The organism is Bacillus sp. Marseille-Q1617, from assembly GCF_903645295.1.
GTDB lineage: Bacteria > Bacillota > Bacilli > Bacillales > Bacillaceae_B > Rossellomorea.
This window is the reverse complement of the sequence record NZ_CAHJXM010000001.1, coordinates 1,409,312-1,429,703: the sequence shown is the minus strand read 5'-3', so window position 1 is coordinate 1,429,703 and position 20,392 is coordinate 1,409,312. Positions and strand designations below refer to the sequence as shown.

The window sequence follows — 20,392 nt, the reverse complement described above, 5'->3', positions numbered from 1 at the left end:
GGACCCGCCGGCTTCACCCGTGTTCCGGTCATGTAAACAATATGAAAAAAGCTTACCCTGGTCATCGACGTTTTCAATCTATTGACCAGGGTGAATTTTTTAATATTTGTATGTGTATTTATTTTTTCGTTTCATACGTCTTGTTTCTTTGTCGAAGAAACTGTAGACCACAGGGATGACATAAATGGTCAAAAGAGTACTGCTGACGAGTCCCCCAATGACTGCTATTCCCATTGGCTGGTTGATTTCTGTTCCTTCTCCGATTCCCAGCGCTAACGGAAGGAGGCCAAGGATAGTCGTGAGGGCAGTCATCAAAATCGGACGTGTTCGATCCTGAACGGCTTCCACTATCGCCTCAAAACTATTCGGTGCCGTTTCTTTACGCTGATTGATGTAATCCACGATGACGATCGCATTATTGACAACTATACCCGCTAAAACAATTACTCCGATGATGGCCGATATACTAATCGGCGTTCTGGTGATCGTAAGGGACAAAGCTACTCCTATTACCATGAGCGGTACAGTGAACATGATGACAAAGGGATACTTGAATGACTCGAATTGTGCTGCCATGACCAAATAAACAAGCACGATCGCAAGTCCCAATGCAAGGGCCATATCATCGATTGAGTCCTCCAGCAGCTCTCTGTCACCGCTGAATGAAACCTGGGTTGCATCAGGCAGGTTCAGCTCCTCGATCTTTTCATCCACTGACTGTGATATGGTTCCAAGATTGGTAGATGATGAATACTTCAAATCAAATTGAACGGCATGCTGTTGATCAATTCTTTGTATACTGACAGGTCCATCTTCAATACTGAAGTCCACCACTGAATCAAGTGCAATATACTCTCCTCTGCCATTTGGAATAAGCAGTTTTTTTAATGAGTCAAGATTTTCTGTGATATTCCGGTCATATTGAACAAAGACGCTGAGCACATCCGATTCTTTTGTTACGATTTGAGTGGCCATGACCCCTCTTGTAATATCTTGAACGGTACTTCCGATCTGGGCGGGAGTAAGACCTTGTTTCAGAGCCTCATCCTCATTTACGTTCATTTGTATTTCTTTCACCGTTTCCATTTTGTCAGTACTTAAAGCAGTTACGTTTTTCATATCCTTCAGTGAGTCAAATAAGCGGTCCACTGATTTATCCAAGCGTTCAGGGTCTGTGTCCCGCACATTGAACGTTAATGTTTGAGGACTCGTACCTGAAGTAGACTGCAGATTGAAGGAAATTTCAGCTGAATCATTGACGCTCTGAGCTGCTTTTTCGATTTCGGGTTTAATATCATCTGCAAATTCGAAGATGGAGCGACCCCTTTCTTCAAGTGGTTTCATCTTCACATAAATTTCAGCTATATTTCCTTTCTCCGAGCCCCTGAATGATTCCTCCTGGGTCGTCCCGACAAGGCTTACAAATACATCTACTTCTTTTTGTCCCTTTAGATTTTTTTCAATCGCTTTTACGGTTTTATTCGTTTCTTTAATTGAAGAACCATTTTCCAACTCGACTCTCATATTGAAGAATCCCTCGTCTGTCGGGGGCAGGAACTGAGTGCCTACAGTAGTCAATCCATAGCCGCCTGCCACAAGGGTCACCACGGTGATCATTAATATGACGAATCTATGGCGCAAGGACCATTTAATGCTTTGAATGAATCGCTTGCGGGTCTTTGAACGCCTGCGTCTTGCTTCAAGGTTTCCTTTCGGTTTCTTTAACAGCCTGCTTGCAAGCATTGGAATGACTGTGAGTGCAACGACTAAGGATGCGATCAAGCTAAATGATATCGTAAGTGCAAACTCCGTAAATAACTCGCCTAATAATCCTGATATGAACACAACCGGAAGGAAGACCGCAACGGTTGTTAAGGTTGAGGCCGTGATGGCAGCCCCGACTTCCTTTGCACCTTCACTTGCCGATGTCTTTGGATCCTTTCCTAAAGAAAGATGTCTATAAATATTCTCAATGACCACGATAGCATTATCGACAAGCATCCCGATTCCCAGTGCCAGCGCACCAAGCGTCATGATATTTAATGTAAAGTCAGCAAAGAACATGAGAACAAATGTGACAATGACAGAATACGGTATGGCCACTCCGATGATCAGCGGGCTTTTTACATTTCTCAGGAATAAGAATAAGACTAACATGGCAAATGCTCCACCAATCAATAATGAATTGGTTATATTCCCGATCGCATCAGATATATAATCTCCTTGATCAAATAGGATATTAGCTTTGATCGATTGATACTGTTCCTGTTCCAGCAACCGGGCCAGTTCCTCTTGGAATTCTTTTGAGACTGAGGCAGTATTAGCATCGGATTGTTGGAGAACGCTGAATAGTACGGCAGGCTCCTGATTTGCCCGAGTTGAAGTGTTCGTACTTTCTTCCTTTCGCTCTACCGTTGCAACATCTTCCAATGTAAGGTCTTTCCCTGTTTGAGGATTCACTCCGACTACAAGTTTCTTTATTTCATCTGCACTTTTCAATTGACTGATTACGCGGGTCGTCAAGGTCTGTCCATCTGTTTCAATGGTGTCACCCGGAGATGTAATATTGTTCGCTCGTATCGCATTCACGATATCAGCCTGTTTCATACGATTTTCCCTTAATGCCTGCTGGTCCAATTCTATGACAACCTCATCATTGAAGGAACCGGAGACATTAACATTTGCAACTCCTTCTACACGAGTCAGTTCTAATTTTAATTTCTCAGAAAGAGCCTTTAGATTATTGCCGTCTCCTTCTTCTCTCAGGGATACTTGAATGATGGGAAACTGAGCGAGATCAAACTTTAAGAACCTAGGTTCTTGGGCACCGTCTGGTAAAGGAGATTGATCAATACGCTGCAGCACATCATTTTCAATTTCATCAATGGATGTAGTCCATGAGAACTCCAGGAGAATAAAATTAGAGCCTTCCCTTGAAGTGGACTGAATGTTTTTCATCCCAGGTAACGTAGAAAGGTTTTCTTCCAAGGGTTTCGTAACTTTCTCCACTACCTCATCGGGACTTGCCCCAGGGTAATTGGTAACCACCACCCCTACAGGAGGATTCAAATCTGGAATAAGCTTTAATGGAATCCTTAGGAGAGACACTCCCCCTAATATCAATATTAACAACATCGTCACAATCGTAAATACAGGACGACGTATTGAAAAATCACTGATTTTCAATGATGCTGCTCCCCTTTCTAAGTCATCTAGGCAGGCTTTTTCTTTTGTTTGTTGTTTTATCGATGGTATTTTCAATCGCTTTATGGAAAAAGCCTCTATGTAAGACAAATTGCAGTTAGTTTTACTATAAGTCCTTAACCATTAACCTTCAATAATAAAGCGTCTGGTGTTTCGATTGTTCACACATTGGTCACCAAATAAATAATTTACGTCTTTTTGTAAAGACTAAGTTTATACTTTTACGAAGGAGTTAAATCATGCCAAACTGGATTCCATTTGTATCCTTAATGATCATCAGTGTGTTCCTGCTAGCCTATACGTTGATGAAAAATCATGATAAATCTCCTCAGATCTTTCTGTTTTGGCTTTTTATATGCGGGCTTGCCTTTTCGTTTGAATTTGTCATCTTCATCCTGTTGGAAAGTTATGAGTATTATCCGCATATTTTAGCCAACGAGTATAATGACAATATATTGGGGTCTATAAGTTCACAGGCCTTCGCAGTTCCTGCAGCAACCATTTTCATAGTGGTTTTTCATCTAAGAAATAGATGGATCTTCCTTATTATTGGTCTATTCTTTATGATTGAAACACTATTCTTATATCTTAATGTTTACCATCACAATTGGTGGAAATCGACTTACACCACGTTTTTTTTGGTGTTGACAGTTACCCTTTCAAAGGCTTGGTGGAAATCATTGAGTAAAGTGACATATCACTATATCAATTTTACGACTCTTTTCTTTGCACTGCTTACACTCACCCAAACAGGAGGATGGATATTGTCTGCGCTATTGGGCCTATATGAATTACCCGTCCAGTTTTTCAGTGAAGAAATCAGAAACAATATTACAGGCAATTTTATCTATCTGTTATTTACCACTTATCTGTACTCACTTATCATTTATTTTCGTAACAGCGAACTCCCTTTTACCATCATGTCAGTCACATTCCTGCTATCTATCGAAATCTTGATGGTGGATCAGGGAATACTTCACTTAAGAGAACCATTCTACATTTTTGTTTTACCTGTACTCCACATCACCTTTATTCAGTGGGGGAAGTTCGTATACCGTCGTCACTTTCCTCTTTATCAACAAACAACAGAAAAAAGACTGCTCCAGCATGAATAGACATGTACTTCATTAAAATCTGGTCTATTCGATGCGGAGCAGTCTTTTATTATCACTGATTGCTAAAACATGCATCTGATCAACTTGTTATTGATTGACTGCAGGATTCATTTCCTTTGTTTCACGTTTAATTGTCCACCCCGTAAATCCGTACAAAATCGTAATCAATGGGGAGACAATACAAAACACTGCAAACGGAAGGTACTCCAGAGTCGGAACGCCAAGGACATCTGTGAGAAAAATACCACATACACTCCAAGGAACTAAAGGATTCACAACGGTACCGGCATCCTCAAGCGTCCTTGAAAGGTTCTTGGGGTGAAGGCCGAGCTTCTTGAATTGAGTCTGAAATGCTTCACCAGTCAATAGAATGGATAGATATTGTTCACCAACGACAACATTTATCCCGATTGCAGAGAAAGCTGCAGCAAAAATGGTACGTTTTGCTGAACCGATCACGACAGACAATCTGGAAAGCAGAACAGGAATGATACCAAGCTTAAATAATAGTCCTCCCAGACTTAATGAAAGAATGACTAACGAAATCGTAAACATCATGCTTTCCACCCCGCCGCGGCTCAATAGTGAATCAACTGCTTCCACACCCGTGTCGGAAGTATACCCTGCAAAGAGAATGGTAAAGAGTTCCTTTACATCCATAGAGACGTGAAAGATGGAAACCCCTATAGAAACCGCTACATTTATAGACAGAGCAAGCAAGGCAGGGACCTTAAGTGCAATCAACATCAATAGCATGACTACAGGGAGGAAACTGTACCAATGAATTAGTCCTGACTGAGTCAACCCATCTTGAATGGCTTGTAATTTCGATAAATCGACATCCTGTTTCCCTGGTGATAAAAGGAGGAAAACGAGAAGAGTAATAATGAATGCAGGGATTGTCGTCCATGCCATGTTACGGATGTGTGTAAATAAATCCACTTTCACAATGGACGAGGCAAGGTTTGTCGTATCAGACAGTGGTGACATTTTATCGCCAAAAAATGCACCTGATACGATTGCGCCGGCAGTAATGGCCATGGATAACCCCATTGCTTCTCCAATCCCAATCAAAGCTACACCTATGGTTGCTGCTGTCGTTAAGGAACTGCCGATCATCACTCCGCTCAAGGCCGTAAGGAGAAATGCAATGGCGTAAAAGAAATAAGGAGAAACAAACTCAAAACCATAGAACATCAAAGTCGGAATGGTGCCACTGATCAACCAGCTGCTGATTAAGAGGCCGATAAATATGAATAACAGTACCGCTCCAAGTCCTCCTTGTGCACCTAAAATCATCCCTTCTTCAATATCTTTAAATCTCATTTTACGAAAGAACCCATAAATCATCAGTAAGAATAAAGAGATGATAATCGGAATATGCGGAACTGCTTCCAGACGGATGATGCTGATACTGATAGTCGCAAGTATAATAAATAAAATAGCAATAGCTTCAATCAATTTAGGCTGCTGAACAGGCTTGATATTTAACATATGGATGTCACTCCCTTAAAGTGTGAGATATACATTTAAGTTGGGATTAAGGAAAAAAAGAAAAACCCTTCTATCCCTGGTATAGGGACGAAGAGTTTCTCCGCGGTACCACCCTAATTGGAGCATCAACCTCTCCATCCTTCTTATGAGGACTTAAAAATTGATTACTCCCGCTTCATAAAGGCTTGTCTCATTTGAATAAGTCGCCGGCAACATAACTTTATATGAACAATGTAATTCAGATCATCACCGACCTAAGCTCTCACCTTCCGCTTAGTCTCTGGCTGCTGTCAAGAGATATCCTACTGATTTGTTCGAGACAATACTATATAGTTTCGCACTTAAACGCTTTTAAGCTTTTATGCATTAAAGTATTATTCATAAGTAATTTTAACATGTCGCACGAGGATGTCAATAAAAAATTAAAATAACTCCATAATATAAAATCATGGAGCTTGTATTACCATATAGAATTTTTGAAGGTTATATACCTTTAGACAAAATAAGGAACCAAAGGTTTTTCTGCATGTAATGCAGGCTTGCCGATCAAGTAACCCTGTGCATACTCCACTCCGGCTGCTTTACAGAATGTCAATTCCTCTTTTCGTTCAACCCCTTCTGCCAGTACAGAAATCCCCAATTCCCGTGCAATATGGATTACGTTCTTCAAAAATTGTTGTTTGTCTGTATTCATGTCGCATTCTGATATATAGGAGCGATCAATTTTGACATAATCGGGCTGAAGTAACGAGAGCATCTCTATCGTTGAGAAGCCAGATCCGACATCATCAAGTGCAACCTTCATCCCTTCTCGTTTGTAGACTTCGAGAACAGACTTTAAATGGTTAACATCTTCTATTTTTTCCGTTTCTACCACTTCAAACACCAGATCCTCAGGGTCCACTCCATATTTATCGACGATTTCGAAAGTATGTTTCAGACAAAAGTCAGGATTATAAATGGTAGATGGAAGAAAATTGATAAAGCTCTTCACTCCTTTGTCCACATTACCGATCCTGCTTTCTATTGCCGTCCTTCTTGCCCGCTGATCAAGCAAGGAATGAAAGCCTGTCAATAACGCAGCTTCAAACAATGCCCCAGGATTAAACGTTAATGAAGGGTCAGCATTTCGTAGAAGACTCTCATATGCAAACAATTCAAAATGATCGAGGTCTATTATCGGCTGTAAATAGCTCACAAAATTCCCTGTCTGAATCATCCCTATCATATCCCGGTGCTTTATCTTATTCAGAAACTCTTCTGCGGGGTAGAAGTCAACTGGTACTTCAGTAGCTGAAATGCTGCATTTCCAGTCTTCTTCGATCAATTTTCGGGAGGTTCCCTCAAGCTTCCTATAAAGGGAGTCAAGATTATCATAAGGTAATAAATAAGAATGCATGCCTACGCGCACTCCCTCCCCGATAGGATTTACGCTGTACTTGTTATTAAATAGATACAGATTCCCTGATTGGTAGAAACTCATCGTGGTGCCGCAATTCGCACAAAATGTATTCAAAAAACCATCTCTCCTTATAAAAAATCCTCTGCTTCCATAATAGACCTTTTCACCTATACATTACTAGTAAATAAGCTTCAGAAAAATTGCATACAAAAACCCCTTCACAGGCGTTTGCCTTTGAAGGGGGTGGATGTTTTTTATTATGCTTACATCAAGCTGTATAGTTTGATGTCAGGATGTTTATCAGAGAACCATCTCATCGCAAAATCATTTTCAAACAGGAAGACCAGATTTTCATGCCGGTCTTTTACAAGCATACTCCGTGAGCTTGACATCGACTCTTTTACATCTTCCTCATTTTCAATCCATCTGGCAATTTTAGAACCAACCGGCTCCATTCTTACATCGACGTTGTATTCATTTTTCATTCTGTGCTCGAATACTTCGAATTGAAGCTGACCTACTGCTCCGAGAATGACATCCTCGGTTCTCGTCTTGTAATACTGGATTGCACCCTCCTGGACAAGCTGCAGGATCCCTTTTTGGAAATGCTTTTGTTTCATTACATTCTTAGCCGTTACCCTTACAAAAAGTTCAGGAGTAAATTGCGGAAGCTTTTCGTACTGGAAGGATTTCTTACCTTCTGTAAGAGTATCACCGATCTGATACGTACCGGTATCATAGATCCCGATAATGTCACCACTTACCGCTTCATTTACCGTACTCCTGTCATCTGCCAGAAATTGAGTGGATTGAGCCAATTTGATATTCTTCCCGATACGGGGAAGATTTACTGACATCCCTCTTTCAAATTGCCCCGAACAAATTCGAAGAAAAGCAATTCGATCGCGGTGAGCGGGATTCATATTCGCCTGGATTTTAAAGATAAACCCAGAGAACTCTTCACTTGCCGGATCGATTTCTCCAATGTCCGAACTTCTTGGCTGAGGGGAAGGTGCAAATTGCAGATAGGTCTCAAGAAAAGTCTGTACACCAAAGTTCGTCAGAGCACTCCCGAAAAATACAGGTGAAAGTTCTCCTGTTGCAATTCGTTCCCTGGAGAATTCATTACCTGCTTCATTAAGGAGCAGCACATCCTCTAATGTCTGATTATAGAGATTACTATCTTTCATGGAATGATCCCCATCTATTTCCCCACCTTCATTAAGGGGAATGAAGCGATCCTCGTCTTCTACACGGAATTGTTCGATCCGATTATGAAAACGATCGTAGATCCCGAGGAATTCTTTCCCCATTCCGATTGGCCAGTTCATCGGGTATGATTGAATCCCCAGCACTTCTTCAAGCTCTTCCAATAATTCAAGGGGTTCACGTCCCTGACGATCTAGCTTGTTAATGAAAGTGAAGATTGGAATCCCTCTCATGCGGCAGACTTTAAACAATTTTAACGTCTGTGCCTCAATCCCTTTAGCGGAGTCGATGATCATGACGGCACTGTCAACGGCCATCAATGTCCGATACGTATCTTCCGAGAAGTCTTGGTGTCCCGGTGTATCCAGGATATTCACCCGGTAGTCATCATAATCAAATGCCATCACCGAGGATGTAACCGAGATTCCTCTTTGTTTTTCAATTTCCATCCAGTCTGAAGTGGCAAACTTCCCGGATTTTTTACCTTTAACCGTACCTGCAGCGCGGATCGCTCCGCCAAATAATAGGAGCTGCTCCGTTAATGTCGTTTTCCCTGCATCAGGGTGAGATATAATAGCAAAGGTTCTTCGTGACTGAACCTCTTCTTTAAAGTCTTTTTTCATTCATAAATTCCTTTCTCGTCATTCTTCCCTTCTCATCATATGCTTTGTAATATGATAAATCAATATTTACATTTCCCTCGTCCACTGCAAGATTCTGCTGCTGATCACTTCCGCGTCGCCTTCAGAAACTCTTCCTTTCAATGAAACAAATAAATTCTTATGAACATTGTCATCCTCATATGTAAATGAATAAGACCATTCGATTTCTGGAATAGCTATTAAAATCAGTTCTTCCTTCTTATTTTCGTGAATATATACTTTTTGTTCCAAGCCTTCCATAAAATTTTTTCTGATTTTCATTTTTGAATCCCCTTTCATGAAAACGCTGTCGTAGTGCATACTAATCAGGAACTTGTCCGTACATCTTTGAAAAAAACGTGTAATTGTAGGTTGTCAGACTTCTGAAAGAATTGTAAAATAAAAAACCGAAAGCATCAAGTTTGTAACATTACTATTATGAGGTGAAAAGAATGCAGTATTTATGGGGTATCTTAGGTATATTGGTTGTTCTCGGAATCGCTTTCCTATTTTCTTCCAATAAAAAGAAAATTAATTTTAGAACGGTCCTAGGGGGACTTGGGATTCAATTGTTATTCGCATTCCTCGTCCTTAAGACATCTTGGGGACAAAACAGTTTAGAATGGCTGACAATGGGAGTCAATCAGATCATTAACTACTCAAATGAAGGAATAGAGTTCCTATTCGGAGGATTATATTCAGAGAAATCGAACATCGCGTTCGTATTTGCGTTTAATGTTCTTCCTGTTGTTATTTTCTTCTCAGCTTTAATATCAGTTCTATATTATTTAAAAATCATGCAGTTCTTCATTAAAATCCTGGGAGGCGGACTTTCAAAGCTTCTCGGCACCCGAAAAGCCGAGTCCATGTCTGCTGCAGCAAACATTTTTGTGGGACAAACTGAAGCACCACTTGTCGTTCGTCCTTATCTTTCCCGAATGACTGAATCAGAATTGTTCGCAGTCATGACAGGAGGACTGGCTTCAGTCGCTGGTTCTGTGTTGATCGGTTATTCATTGCTCGGTGTTCCTCTTGAATTCCTTCTTGCTGCAAGTTTCATGGCGGCTCCTGCCGGCCTGGTGATGGCAAAATTATTTGTTCCTGAAACAGATGATAGGCCAGAACCTGCAGAATTCGATATGGAAGCGGATTCCGAATCCACTAACGTCATTGATGCAGCAGCAAATGGTGCAAGCGTCGGTCTGACATTGGCATTGAACATTGGTGCAATGCTACTTGCATTCATCGCGTTGGTTGCACTGATCAACGGAATTCTGGGCGGTATCGGCGGATTATTCGGTGCTGAAAATTTATCGCTTGAATTAATTCTAGGTTACCTGTTTGCACCACTTGCCTTTGCTATCGGAGTTCCTTGGAGTGAAGCTGTAACGGCTGGTAACTTCATCGGTCAAAAGCTTGTCATCAACGAGTTTGTTGCTTACTCTGCTTTTGCACCTGAAATCGGAAACCTTTCGGATAAGACAGTTGCGATCATCTCATTCGCTCTTTGCGGATTTGCCAATATCTCTTCATTGGGAATCTTACTTGGCGGTCTTGGTAAACTTGCTCCAAACCGCAGAGGGGACATTGCCCGCCTTGGAATCAAAGCAGTCATTGCCGGAGCGCTGGCATCATTACTAAGTGCTGCTATTGCAGGTATGTTCATTTCATAAAAAACTTATTCAGTTAAAAAACGAGAAGGCAGTGCGCCTCTCGTTTTTTATTTAGCCAATTTCATGTCTTGATCAAACTTTCCAATGTATACTTCCCCGCTCTGAAGAAATACTCTATTCTTTCCAGCCTGCTTTGCTTTATAAAGCCTTTGGTCAGCAAACAAAAGCAGTTCTGCAGGATCATTTCCTTCTTTAGAACATGATTGACCGAAACTCATCGAAATGGAAAGAGAGCGTGCATCCCTCATTTGATCATATAAATCATCCAGAAGACTGTTAAGATCTTCTTCGTCAATATCAGGAAGCATCAAGGCAAATTCTTCACCGCCGTAGCGGAATGCCTGCCCTTTATAACGTAACGATACAGCTTGAAAAATCTCACCAACTTCCTTTATCACTTCATCCCCTTTTTGATGACCATACTTGTCATTCACCTTCTTGAAATCATCAATATCTCCAAGAAACAGACTGAAGTAATTGCCTGAAGCTGCATTTTCTTTCAACTTTTCCTGAAAGGAACGGTGATTAGACAGACCCGACAGGTAATCTTGATGTACCAGGTAGTGATAAGCTTCTTTCTGAACATAATGAGACCGTTCCCTCAACATAATCAATGCACCGAACACACCGATGATGCAGAGAAAAAATAAATTCATCAATACTGTGAAATAGTGTTTGAAGAGAAATACATCCACTGAGAGAAGTCCCATTCCGATGTACGCAATATTAAAAGCGAAAAGCGAAATGACAGCCCCTTTCGTCCGCCAATAGATAGTGGCATGCAGGACAAACAAGATTGAAATCGGATATAACGGGCTATGTATACCTCCTGATAATGCCATAAGCCAGATCAGGGCAATGTAATCAAACAGGATACCTGCTTTTAATATATAGTGCAGGTTCTTCTTATTGTCCCTCATTCCATAAAGAGCGACCTGCGTGACGAGCATATAGATAATTCCTGCAGTCAGCAGATAAGGAAACAGTTCTTTTTGAGATGGAAGGTTTATAGAAAATGGCGGGACATAGAAAATCATGACCGAGACAAGCAGGAACAGCCATCTTAAGTAAGAGAATAACTTTTCTGTTTCATAATCATTTAAATACAATGATATTTTCATATTTTCCATTCTTTCTTTTCCATATTTAGTAATAATATAAATGTAGCAAAAACCTGCTGTCCCGTCTAGAAAACTTTATCAGTTGAAAACAGTAAAAGGAACCTAAATCAGGTTCCTTTTAAAAGTCAGCTTACCGTGCAGCTGCGAATTTTATTTTGCTTTGCTCGATTGCAATATTCTTATCACTATGCGGGTATTTAGTGTTCTCAATAATTTGATAATCCTCATGTCCTTTACCTGCGAAGATGATGATATCACCCGGTTCGCTGATTTCTATGGCATGCTTTACTGCTTCCGCACGATCACCGATAAGGGCGTATTGGTCATGCTGCATTCCTTTTTCCAGATCGCCAAGGATGCTGTCGTATTCTTCATAGCGTGGATCATCGGTCGTCAAGATAACATAGTCTGCGATGGAAGCTTTTTCTGCCATTGTCGGCCGCTTGGATTTATCACGGTTGCCTCCTGTACCCACGAGGAAAATGATTTTATTTTGTTTGAAAGGCTTAACCGATTCGATTGCTTTCTCAATTGCATCCGGTGTATGTGCATAGTCGATATAAACAGATAATGGTGCATCCATCTCCACCTTTTCCATTCTTCCACTTACAGGCGGCAATTCGCGGATAATCCCCACCAGCTTATCTACTTCCATTCCACGGGCGTATAAACATGCCATCGCAGTAAGGATGTTATATACATTGAACTTGCCAAGAAGCTTCATTTCCACCTCGTATGAACCTTCGGGAGAATGCAGGGTGAAAGTTGTTTTGTCGTTATCATAGTGGATATCTACTGCTTTGAAATCTGCGTTTGCTTCCAGTCCGTAGCTGATCACTTCATGAGGAGTCATATAGTGATAACGCTCGAACCACTCATCATCTGCATTCAATACCACGTATTTAGGATTCTCAAGATCCTGGCCCAATTGTGAAAATAATAAGCCTTTTGCATATCCATAATGCTCCATGGTTTCATGGTAATCCAGGTGATCATGACTGAGATTCGTAAATGCCACCACGTCAAAGTCTATCCCCCATAACCTTCCGAGGCTTAATCCGTGAGAGGAAACTTCTAGAATGAAATGTTGGATATCCCTCTCGACTGCTGTGTTCAGCATTTGCTGATTGGTAAGGTTATCGCATGTAGTATTCTCACTCGGCAGAAGTACTCCGTCTAAATTGAACCCAATCGTACCTGAGAGTGCGGCTTTTTGATGATCCCGCTTCAAAATCGAGTGAATCAAATTCGTCACTGTCGTTTTTCCATTCGTACCGGTAACTCCAAAGACGTTCAATTTCTTTGATGGATAGTCATAATATTTATTCGCAAGCTGTGCCAGAGCTTTGAAGGAATCTTTCACCACGACCAAGGCAGCCTTCCCCAAATCAATGTCAAGCTGCTTTTCTGCAATAATAAGGCTCGCTCCGCTTTCCACTGCTTTACCGGCAAAATCATGGCCGTCAACCGTGTAGCCCCTCGTGCAGACAAACACACTTCCGTCCGTCACTTTTCTGGAATCGACGTAAATGTCTTTCACTTCGGAAGGTAATTCTCCATATACAGTTTTCAATTTAATACTTTCTAAAAGGTTGTATGTATTCATTATTCGTACCCTCACATTAATTCTTAGTATGATAATGGTTCTATTTTACCTTATCAATCTGACTTTGATAAGAGAAATACCTCCTAAATTGCCTGGATTCATTCCCTATCTATCTCAGTTGTTCCCGTTCCGGGCGATGTTAAAACAAAAAGTCTTCCCCATGCTAAATTCAGCTGTGAGGAAGACTTACTCGAACGTTATTCTATTACCATTTTAGACTGTACATAATGCCATAAAAGATTTTCGGTATGAAGTATGGATGATTCATGTGTACGTTCATACGCATGAGACGCATCGATTCCTGCACCGACCAGGCCATGCACGATATCAAACCCTGCCCTGATTGCGGCAGATGCATCCGAACCATAATAAGGATAAATGTCCACTTTGTATTCAATTCCATTTTCTTCTGCGAGCTGAACAAGATGCTTTCTTAACCCGTAATGATATGGACCGCTGGAATCCTTGGCACATATCGAAACTGTAAATTCGTCAGTGGATTGACCATCCCCGATGGCCCCCATATCCACTGCCAGATATTCAATTGTTTCAGGCGGGATATTCGAATTGCCTCCATAGCCGATTTCTTCATTATTTGAGATAAGGAAATGTGTTGTATATGGAAGTACTATACCCTGTTTCTTGATTTGCCTGATTATTTGAAGGAGCATGCCGACACTTGCTTTATCGTCTAGATGACGGGATTTAATGAATCCGCTGCCTGTGATTTCAGCCCGAGGGTCAAATGAGACAAAGTCTCCCACTTCTATGCCCAGCTCCCTTACTTCTTGAGCATTTCTGACTTTTTCATCAATACGTACTTCAATGTTTGTTTCATCACGCTTTGCTTCACCTGCATTTTTGTACACATGCACGGATGTTTGATGCATGAGGATCGTCCCGCTGTATGTTTTGCCGCTGGACGTTTCGATTTGGCAATATTCACCCTCAACTGCATTCCATCTGAATCCCCCGATCATTGAAAGTCGGAGGCGCCCGTCACTTTTGATTTCTTTAACCATTGCTCCCAGGGCATCCACGTGAGCAGTAAGCATGCGGTGGCTTCCTGAATTCTCTCCTGGGATTGTAATGATAAGTGCGCCTTTACGATTCCTTGTCATGTCAAGGTCTAAATCTGAAAGATATTCTTCGACGAAATTCATAATCTTATCCGTATTACCTGATGGACTTGGAATTTCTACTAGCTCTTTAATTAATTGAATTGTTTTCTTTGTGTCTGGATATGTACTCATATTGACTCCCTCCCTTTGTTTATTATATCGTCTTTTCTGACTTTTCTACAAATAAACCTAATCGATATTGCGGTCTATTACTTTGAAATTTTATTTGCTAAAAAACATTTACCGATAAACATATTTTCATTTAGAAAGACAAACGATATAGTTTAGGATTTGGAATTTCAAATGAAAGGGAGTGATTCGAGATGAATTCTTCAAAGCTGGATTCATTACCTCAAGGCAGGAAACATCCTAAAGGGCTGTACCTTTTATTTTTTACAGAGCTTTGGGAGAGGTACAGTTATTATGGAATGAGGGCCTTGCTGGTTCTTTACTTAACTACTGCCTTTGTAAGCGGCGGTCTTGGAGTCGAGCCTGCTCAAGCACTGTCTATATACGGGATTTATACAGGATCTGTTTATTTCACACCGATATTGGGCGGGTGGTTAACCGACAGATATATCGGTTTAAGGAAAGCCATCACGATTGGCGGGATTACAATGGCGTGCGGAGACTTCACTATCTTCCTCACCCATTCACAGGCAGGTCTATATATCGGACTGGCATTATTGGTTATTGGGAATGGATTTTTCAAACCAAACATTTCAACACTTGTAGGGGAGTTGTACCCCAGAAATGATAAGCGTAAAGATGCTGCTTTCACCATTTTTTATATGGGAATCAACTTAGGAGCCTTCTTTGCTCCGTTGATTGCCGGGTTCCTTGCAGAAGATCTGTTTTTAAGACCCCTTGATGACGGAACGATGCATTATGGATTCAAATGGGCATTTTTAGCTTCTTCATTGGGGATGATTACAGGTCAATTGATATTCAGCCTCTTCAGTAAGAGATATTTAGGAAAGGTGGGATTAAAACCCAATAAACAATTGGCCGAGGAATCTAACGAAAATCAGAGCGTTCCCCTTTCTGGAAAAGAAAAACAAAGGACAAGGGCCATTCTGATCCTTGCTTGTTTCGTCGTATTCTTTTGGGCAGGATTTGAACAAGCTGGCAGTTCCTTTACGTTATATACAAAGAACTTTATCGACAGGGAGATCTTTGGCTATACGATCCCGGTTGCATGGTTTCAATCAGTCAACCCATTGTTCATCATCATCCTTGCGCCTATCCTTTCAGGGGTCTGGTTAAGACTCTCCAATTCGAAACGAGGAGATTTAAACATGACCACGAAGATGGCACTCGGAATGATTCTATTGGGGCTGGGGTTCATGATATTGATTCCTGCCGTTTTGCAGACTGGTTCTGACGAACAGAACATTGTCACTCGTGCAAACATCATGTTCATCATATTTACCTACTTGTTCCATACACTGGGTGAATTGTTCTTATCTCCGGTAGGCCTCTCCTTAGTCAGTAAGGTCGCTCCGGTGAAAATCGCTTCACTGCTGATGGGGGTCTGGATGGCTGCCATAGGAGTGGCGAGTCTGCTTGCCGGTCAACTTGCATCATTAACTGCCACCTTGGGCTATTTGGAGATATTCGCCACAATCGGAGCCGTTGCGATCATTTTGGGGCTTATCCTTCTCGCTATTTCAAAAAAGCTCGTTTCTATGATGAAAGAAGAAAATACAGTGAATTAAATGCAATGACCTGAAGATGAACGTCTCCAGGTCATTGCATTTTTCATATTGTATGTTTTTATAGGAAGTCATTTAATTTCTCTCAGCCACACTGCCGTTCAGCAACCCGCCAATCAACAAAATAGTGGAAGAAATATAAAACCATACAACGAGGGTGATGACACTTCCCAGCTGACCGTAAAATTGAGTGTAATCATTCAGTTTTACATAAGTCCCATATAACCAAGAAACCCCCTGCCATCCAAAAGTGGCCAACAGGGCACCCGGAAGCACATGGAGCAGCGATATCCTTCTGCTCGGAACCACCATATAAAGAAAAATGAATAGTAAAAGCATAAATATTGAACTCAACCCCCACTTCCCTATCACCCAAGCCTCGCTCCATTCCCCTTGAAGCTTTCCACTGGAAAACCTCGCATGCCGTATGTATTCTTCCACTACCGGGACAACCAGGGAAAAAGCAATCAAGATCATGAAGCCCACAGTTAATAATAAGTCGTAGAACAACGCAATCAAAAAGGGTTTTTTTCTTTCTATTTTGTAGGCCTGGTTTAATGACCGGACCATCGACTGCACAGCCATCGAAGACAACCAGAATGTGAAGAAAATAGAGATGGATAGTACGTCTCCCCGCTGGTTATAGAGGATCCTTTCAATATTGTCATGGATGATCGCATACGATTTCTCTGGGGCGAATGGCTTGATTAAGAGCAATACATTCGTCTCGGAAATAGGAAGATAACTTAACAACGAAAACACAAAAAGTAAAAAAGGAAAAATGGATAATAGCAAATAGTAGGCCAATTGGGCTGATTGATCAAAGAAACGTTCTCTGAAGAACCGGACAACGACCTCTTTTGGATAATGTAATAATTTCATTACGGTTTGCTCCTTAATCAACAAGGATACTATTATTTTCCCCAAGTTCCTGAATTCAATCATATATGTTCAGGAGATTTGGAATCAATTTAAAAAAAGGATTTCCTTTCATTATCTCGAAGTGTTAAATAGTAAACGACTCCACACATTAATACTCAGCTAAACCGAAAGGAAGATGAACGTGTCAAAGAAGGAAGAACAAAACCATTCCATAGGAAATGAAAGTGTTCATACCGATTTTATCAACAACATGACCTATGGAGATTATCTGCACCTGGACACACTATTATCCAGCCAGAAAAGACTATCCGGGCATCACGATGAAATGCTATTCATCATCATTCACCAGGTGAGTGAATTGTGGATGAAGCTGATTCTTCATGAATTGAGAACGAGCATCGCATCCATCGAAGCGGGCGAATTATCACCTGCATTTAAAATGCTTTCTCGTGTTTCAAAAATCCAATCCCAAATCATACACGCATGGGATGTGTTGTCCACGCTCACTCCATCTGAATATATACAATTTCGTGATGACTTGGGTCAGGCATCCGGGTTTCAATCCTATCAATATAGAATGATCGAATTTGCATTGGGATATAAGACGCCCCATGTAATGAAGATCTATCAGAAGGATCCCGAATTATTATCTCATCTTCAAGAAGCATACAAGTCAGCTTCTTTATATGATGTGTCTGTACAAGCCCTTTCGAAAGCCGGATTCCAGATTGATGAAAGTGTATTGAAACGGGACTTTACTACTCCTTATAAAGAAAATGATTCTGTTCTGGCTGCTTGGACAGAAGTGTACCGTAATACCGAAAAATATTGGGATTTATATGAGCTTGCGGAAAAACTAATCGACTTGGAAGACTGGCTTCAGCAATGGCGCTTCCGACATATGAAAACAGTTGAACGCATTATCGGCCATAAAAAAGGGACCGGCGGTTCAAGCGGTGTAAGTTATCTTAAGAAGGTGCTTGATCACCAATTCTTCCCTGAGCTTTGGAATGTAAGAACCAGCCTCTAGCATATCAGGTGATGAACGGGACTCTGCTTTGCAGGGTCTTTTCCATTGCCCATTTTCACCTGTTGGGATATTCTAGTCACATACACTCAATTGATGCAAAAGGAGATTAGTCATATGCCATCACACTCGTTCTTCGTGAAGACGGATTGGCCCGGAATGCGTAATGATATCGGGAGTCTGAATTCTGCAACCATTCATACAAAAATCTCCATTCCGCATGAAATGGATGGACCGGGAATTGGGACAAATCCAGATGAAATGCTTCTCGGCGCTGCAGCGACCTGCTATATCATCACACTTGCTGCGATGCTTGAAAGAAGCAGGATACCTAAAGTATCACTTACAATGGATTCTGAAGGAATCGTTGACAGTGAAAAAGGAATCATCACATACAAGAAAATTATTCACCGCCCCCGACTTGTTTTATCTAAAGAATGTACAGAAAAAGACTGCAACACAGCTAAGAAGCTTGCTGTGAAAGCTGAACATTCGTGTATGATCACTAGGGCAATCAAAGGAAATGTAATGGTTGAGCTGGAGGAAACGATATCTATTGAAGACAGCACAGAGTGATTACCGATCTGTTTCTTCGCCTTGAGCCCACTCTGCTTCCTATGCATTAAACTGATGGAGAATGAATTTCACCATAAAAAAAGGCGCCTCTATTTGAAGCGCCTTTTTGATTTCATCCATTAAGATTCTGAATGCACAAGCTTCACAAGCATGTGGGAAAGCATATGCTGTTCGTCTTTGTTACCTGCTTTCCATAATTCATATAATAACTTTTCTTCCCTGTTCTTGGGTTCTTCATGTGCAGCAAGATAATCCCCTACTTTTTGTGCAGCTTTCGCCTGCTGTTCTTCGTTCATGCCAAGTTTATCAGCGAGGGACACTTTGTTTCCTAAGTACTCTTTGAAGTGATCGAAGTTTGACAGGATATCTTCTTTCTTATCCTCCGACATCCGTGATAATGTGTCGTCTACTTTGTTTTCCACTCTGTCTGTAGATTGATTTGCCATTTGTTAAATCTCTCCTCTCTTAGCTATAGTTTCTATATTCCCGTTAGAGGAATCTTTAAACTACCAATAGAGAGTTTTTGGAATCCATGAATTAGAGACGGGCGCCGGTATCACAAGTCATCAAAACCATTAACATCCGTCGTTTTCGTATACTGCCTTGATTTTTGCTCAAAGAAGTCCGTTTTCCCCAAATCCACTTCTTGATAGGCAATGATCCATTTTAACGGGTTGTTCTGATGTCCTTCAAAGGGAGGCTTGAACCCAAGCTGTTTCGCCCTTTTATTTGCCATGAACTTTATATAGCTTTCAAGCTCAGACATGAGTAGACCGTCTATTTCATTTCCGATGATTTCCTTTGCCCAGTCTATTTCTAAATGTGCAGCCTGCATGAATGTCTGTTGGCCGAATTCCCATAATTCTTCTGTTTTATAAGTTGGATACTCCACTAGGATTTCTTTGAATATTTTTTCAAACAGGCCGACATGGAGCTGTTCATCCCGATTGATATAATTAATCATTGTACTCGTGGCAACCATTTTCTGATTCCTGGCAAGATTATAAAAGAAAGCGAATCCGCTGTAAAAAAATAATCCTTCTAATATGACATCATAAACGATCGATTTTAATAGATTTTCAACTGTAGGTGCTTCTGCAAAGTCCTTATAACCGTTCACCACGAAGTCATTTCGCTTCTGTAGGATCGGTTCTGTTTTCCAATAATTGAACACTTCATCCTGTTTATGCTTCGGTACGATGCTTGAGAGCACATAGCTGTAGGAATGATTATGAATCACTTCCTGCTGAGCGAGGATGATCATCAATGCATTTAAACTGGAATCCGTCAAAAAGTCTCCGACCTTACCAGCATAATCTGTCTGAACACTATCAAGCAGGGCAAGCAAACCTATTACCTTCAGAAAAGTATCCTGCTCCTTTTTAGATAGTGATTCAAATTGATTGATGTCTTTGGACATATTTATTTCAAACGGCGTCCAGAAGTTACCCAGCATTCTTTTATATTTGGGATACGCCCAATTAAAGCGGACATCGTCCCAGTTTAAGACGTTGGAGCTCTTCCCGTTTATTATGGAAGTCGATTTATTTGGAGCTGCTGCATCAAGCAGTTCTCTTTTATTCAGTGTAATCATGTTCCTTTTCCC

Annotated in this window: 16 protein-coding genes; 5 read left to right on the top strand and 11 right to left on the bottom strand. The window is 41.0% G+C overall.

Translation table 11 applies throughout. The features are described 5' to 3' along the window. Nucleotides 1–99: 99 nt before the first annotated feature. Complete coding sequence (locus HWX64_RS07125) at nucleotides 100–3,186, bottom strand: efflux RND transporter permease subunit (RefSeq protein ID WP_175988557.1); 3,087 nt, start codon at nucleotides 3,184–3,186, stop codon at nucleotides 100–102. A gap of 257 nt (nucleotides 3,187–3,443) precedes the next feature. Between HWX64_RS07125 and HWX64_RS07120 the strand changes: the two genes are divergently transcribed. Further along, nucleotides 3,444–4,319 (top strand): hypothetical protein, encoded by an 876-nt coding sequence (locus HWX64_RS07120; protein ID WP_175988554.1) that lies wholly within the window; start codon nucleotides 3,444–3,446, stop codon nucleotides 4,317–4,319. Between the two features lie 87 nt (nucleotides 4,320–4,406). On the opposite strand, the gene nhaC is transcribed toward HWX64_RS07120, so the two are convergent. From nhaC to HWX64_RS07100, 4 genes are all read right to left on the bottom strand, one after another. Beyond that, a complete protein-coding gene (nhaC, locus tag HWX64_RS07115; protein ID WP_175988552.1) occupies nucleotides 4,407–5,813 on the bottom strand; it encodes a Na+/H+ antiporter NhaC in 1,407 nt (468 codons plus the stop codon). Nucleotides 5,814–6,306: 493 nt separating this feature from the next. Further along, nucleotides 6,307–7,329: an EAL domain-containing protein gene (locus HWX64_RS07110; protein WP_254871061.1), complete on the bottom strand. Its 1,023-nt coding sequence runs from the start codon at nucleotides 7,327–7,329 to the stop codon at nucleotides 6,307–6,309. Nucleotides 7,330–7,478: 149 nt separating this feature from the next. Next, the gene (locus tag HWX64_RS07105) at nucleotides 7,479–9,047 is read right to left on the bottom strand and encodes a peptide chain release factor 3 (protein ID WP_175988550.1); all 1,569 of its coding nucleotides are present in this window, start codon (nucleotides 9,045–9,047) and stop codon (nucleotides 7,479–7,481) included. A gap of 66 nt (nucleotides 9,048–9,113) precedes the next feature. After that, nucleotides 9,114–9,347 (bottom strand): YueH family protein, encoded by a 234-nt coding sequence (locus HWX64_RS07100; protein ID WP_175988548.1) that lies wholly within the window; start codon nucleotides 9,345–9,347, stop codon nucleotides 9,114–9,116. Nucleotides 9,348–9,517: 170 nt separating this feature from the next. Between HWX64_RS07100 and HWX64_RS07095 the strand changes: the two genes are divergently transcribed. Beyond that, nucleotides 9,518–10,738 carry a NupC/NupG family nucleoside CNT transporter gene (locus HWX64_RS07095; protein ID WP_175988546.1) on the top strand — a complete coding sequence of 407 codons (1,221 nt, stop codon included), beginning with the start codon at nucleotides 9,518–9,520 and terminating at the stop codon, nucleotides 10,736–10,738. Between the two features lie 47 nt (nucleotides 10,739–10,785). Here HWX64_RS07095 and HWX64_RS07090 read toward each other — a convergent pair whose 3' ends face one another. The 3 genes from HWX64_RS07090 to HWX64_RS07080 all read right to left on the bottom strand — a co-directional run bounded on the left by HWX64_RS07090 (nucleotide 10,786) and on the right by HWX64_RS07080 (nucleotide 14,718). Further along, nucleotides 10,786–11,859, bottom strand: a complete 1,074-nt coding sequence (locus HWX64_RS07090; protein ID WP_175988544.1) for a GGDEF domain-containing protein — start codon at nucleotides 11,857–11,859, stop codon at nucleotides 10,786–10,788. 130 nt (nucleotides 11,860–11,989) lie between these two features. Next, a complete protein-coding gene (locus HWX64_RS07085; RefSeq protein WP_175988542.1) occupies nucleotides 11,990–13,465 on the bottom strand; it encodes a UDP-N-acetylmuramoyl-L-alanyl-D-glutamate--2,6-diaminopimelate ligase in 1,476 nt (491 codons plus the stop codon). Between the two features lie 197 nt (nucleotides 13,466–13,662). After that, entirely contained in the window at nucleotides 13,663–14,718 is a 1,056-nt protein-coding gene (locus HWX64_RS07080) for a M42 family metallopeptidase (protein ID WP_175988540.1), read from the bottom strand. Nucleotides 14,719–14,909: 191 nt separating this feature from the next. Here HWX64_RS07080 and HWX64_RS07075 point away from each other — a divergent pair, with 191 nt between their 5' ends. Continuing rightward, on the top strand, nucleotides 14,910–16,304 hold the full coding sequence (locus tag HWX64_RS07075) for a peptide MFS transporter (RefSeq protein WP_175988538.1): 1,395 nt from the start codon (nucleotides 14,910–14,912) through the stop codon (nucleotides 16,302–16,304). A gap of 72 nt (nucleotides 16,305–16,376) precedes the next feature. Here the strand turns inward: HWX64_RS07075 and HWX64_RS07070 are convergent, their stop codons facing one another. Continuing rightward, on the bottom strand, nucleotides 16,377–17,183 hold the full coding sequence (locus HWX64_RS07070) for a YihY/virulence factor BrkB family protein (protein WP_175988535.1): 807 nt from the start codon (nucleotides 17,181–17,183) through the stop codon (nucleotides 16,377–16,379). A gap of 211 nt (nucleotides 17,184–17,394) precedes the next feature. Between HWX64_RS07070 and kynA the strand changes: the two genes are divergently transcribed. Next, nucleotides 17,395–18,213, top strand: a complete 819-nt coding sequence (gene kynA, locus HWX64_RS07065) for a tryptophan 2,3-dioxygenase (RefSeq protein WP_303049477.1) — start codon at nucleotides 17,395–17,397, stop codon at nucleotides 18,211–18,213. A 114-nt stretch (nucleotides 18,214–18,327) separates the two neighbouring features. Beyond that, nucleotides 18,328–18,786: an OsmC family protein gene (locus HWX64_RS07060; RefSeq protein ID WP_175988530.1), complete on the top strand. Its 459-nt coding sequence runs from the start codon at nucleotides 18,328–18,330 to the stop codon at nucleotides 18,784–18,786. 119 nt (nucleotides 18,787–18,905) lie between these two features. Here HWX64_RS07060 and HWX64_RS07055 read toward each other — a convergent pair whose 3' ends face one another. Both HWX64_RS07055 and HWX64_RS07050 read right to left on the bottom strand, forming a co-directional pair. Continuing rightward, the gene (locus tag HWX64_RS07055; RefSeq protein ID WP_175988528.1) at nucleotides 18,906–19,232 is read right to left on the bottom strand and encodes a DUF3243 domain-containing protein; all 327 of its coding nucleotides are present in this window, start codon (nucleotides 19,230–19,232) and stop codon (nucleotides 18,906–18,908) included. 110 nt (nucleotides 19,233–19,342) lie between these two features. Then, a complete protein-coding gene (locus HWX64_RS07050; protein WP_175988526.1) occupies nucleotides 19,343–20,380 on the bottom strand; it encodes a ribonucleotide-diphosphate reductase subunit beta in 1,038 nt (345 codons plus the stop codon). Nucleotides 20,381–20,392: the final 12 nt, after the last annotated feature.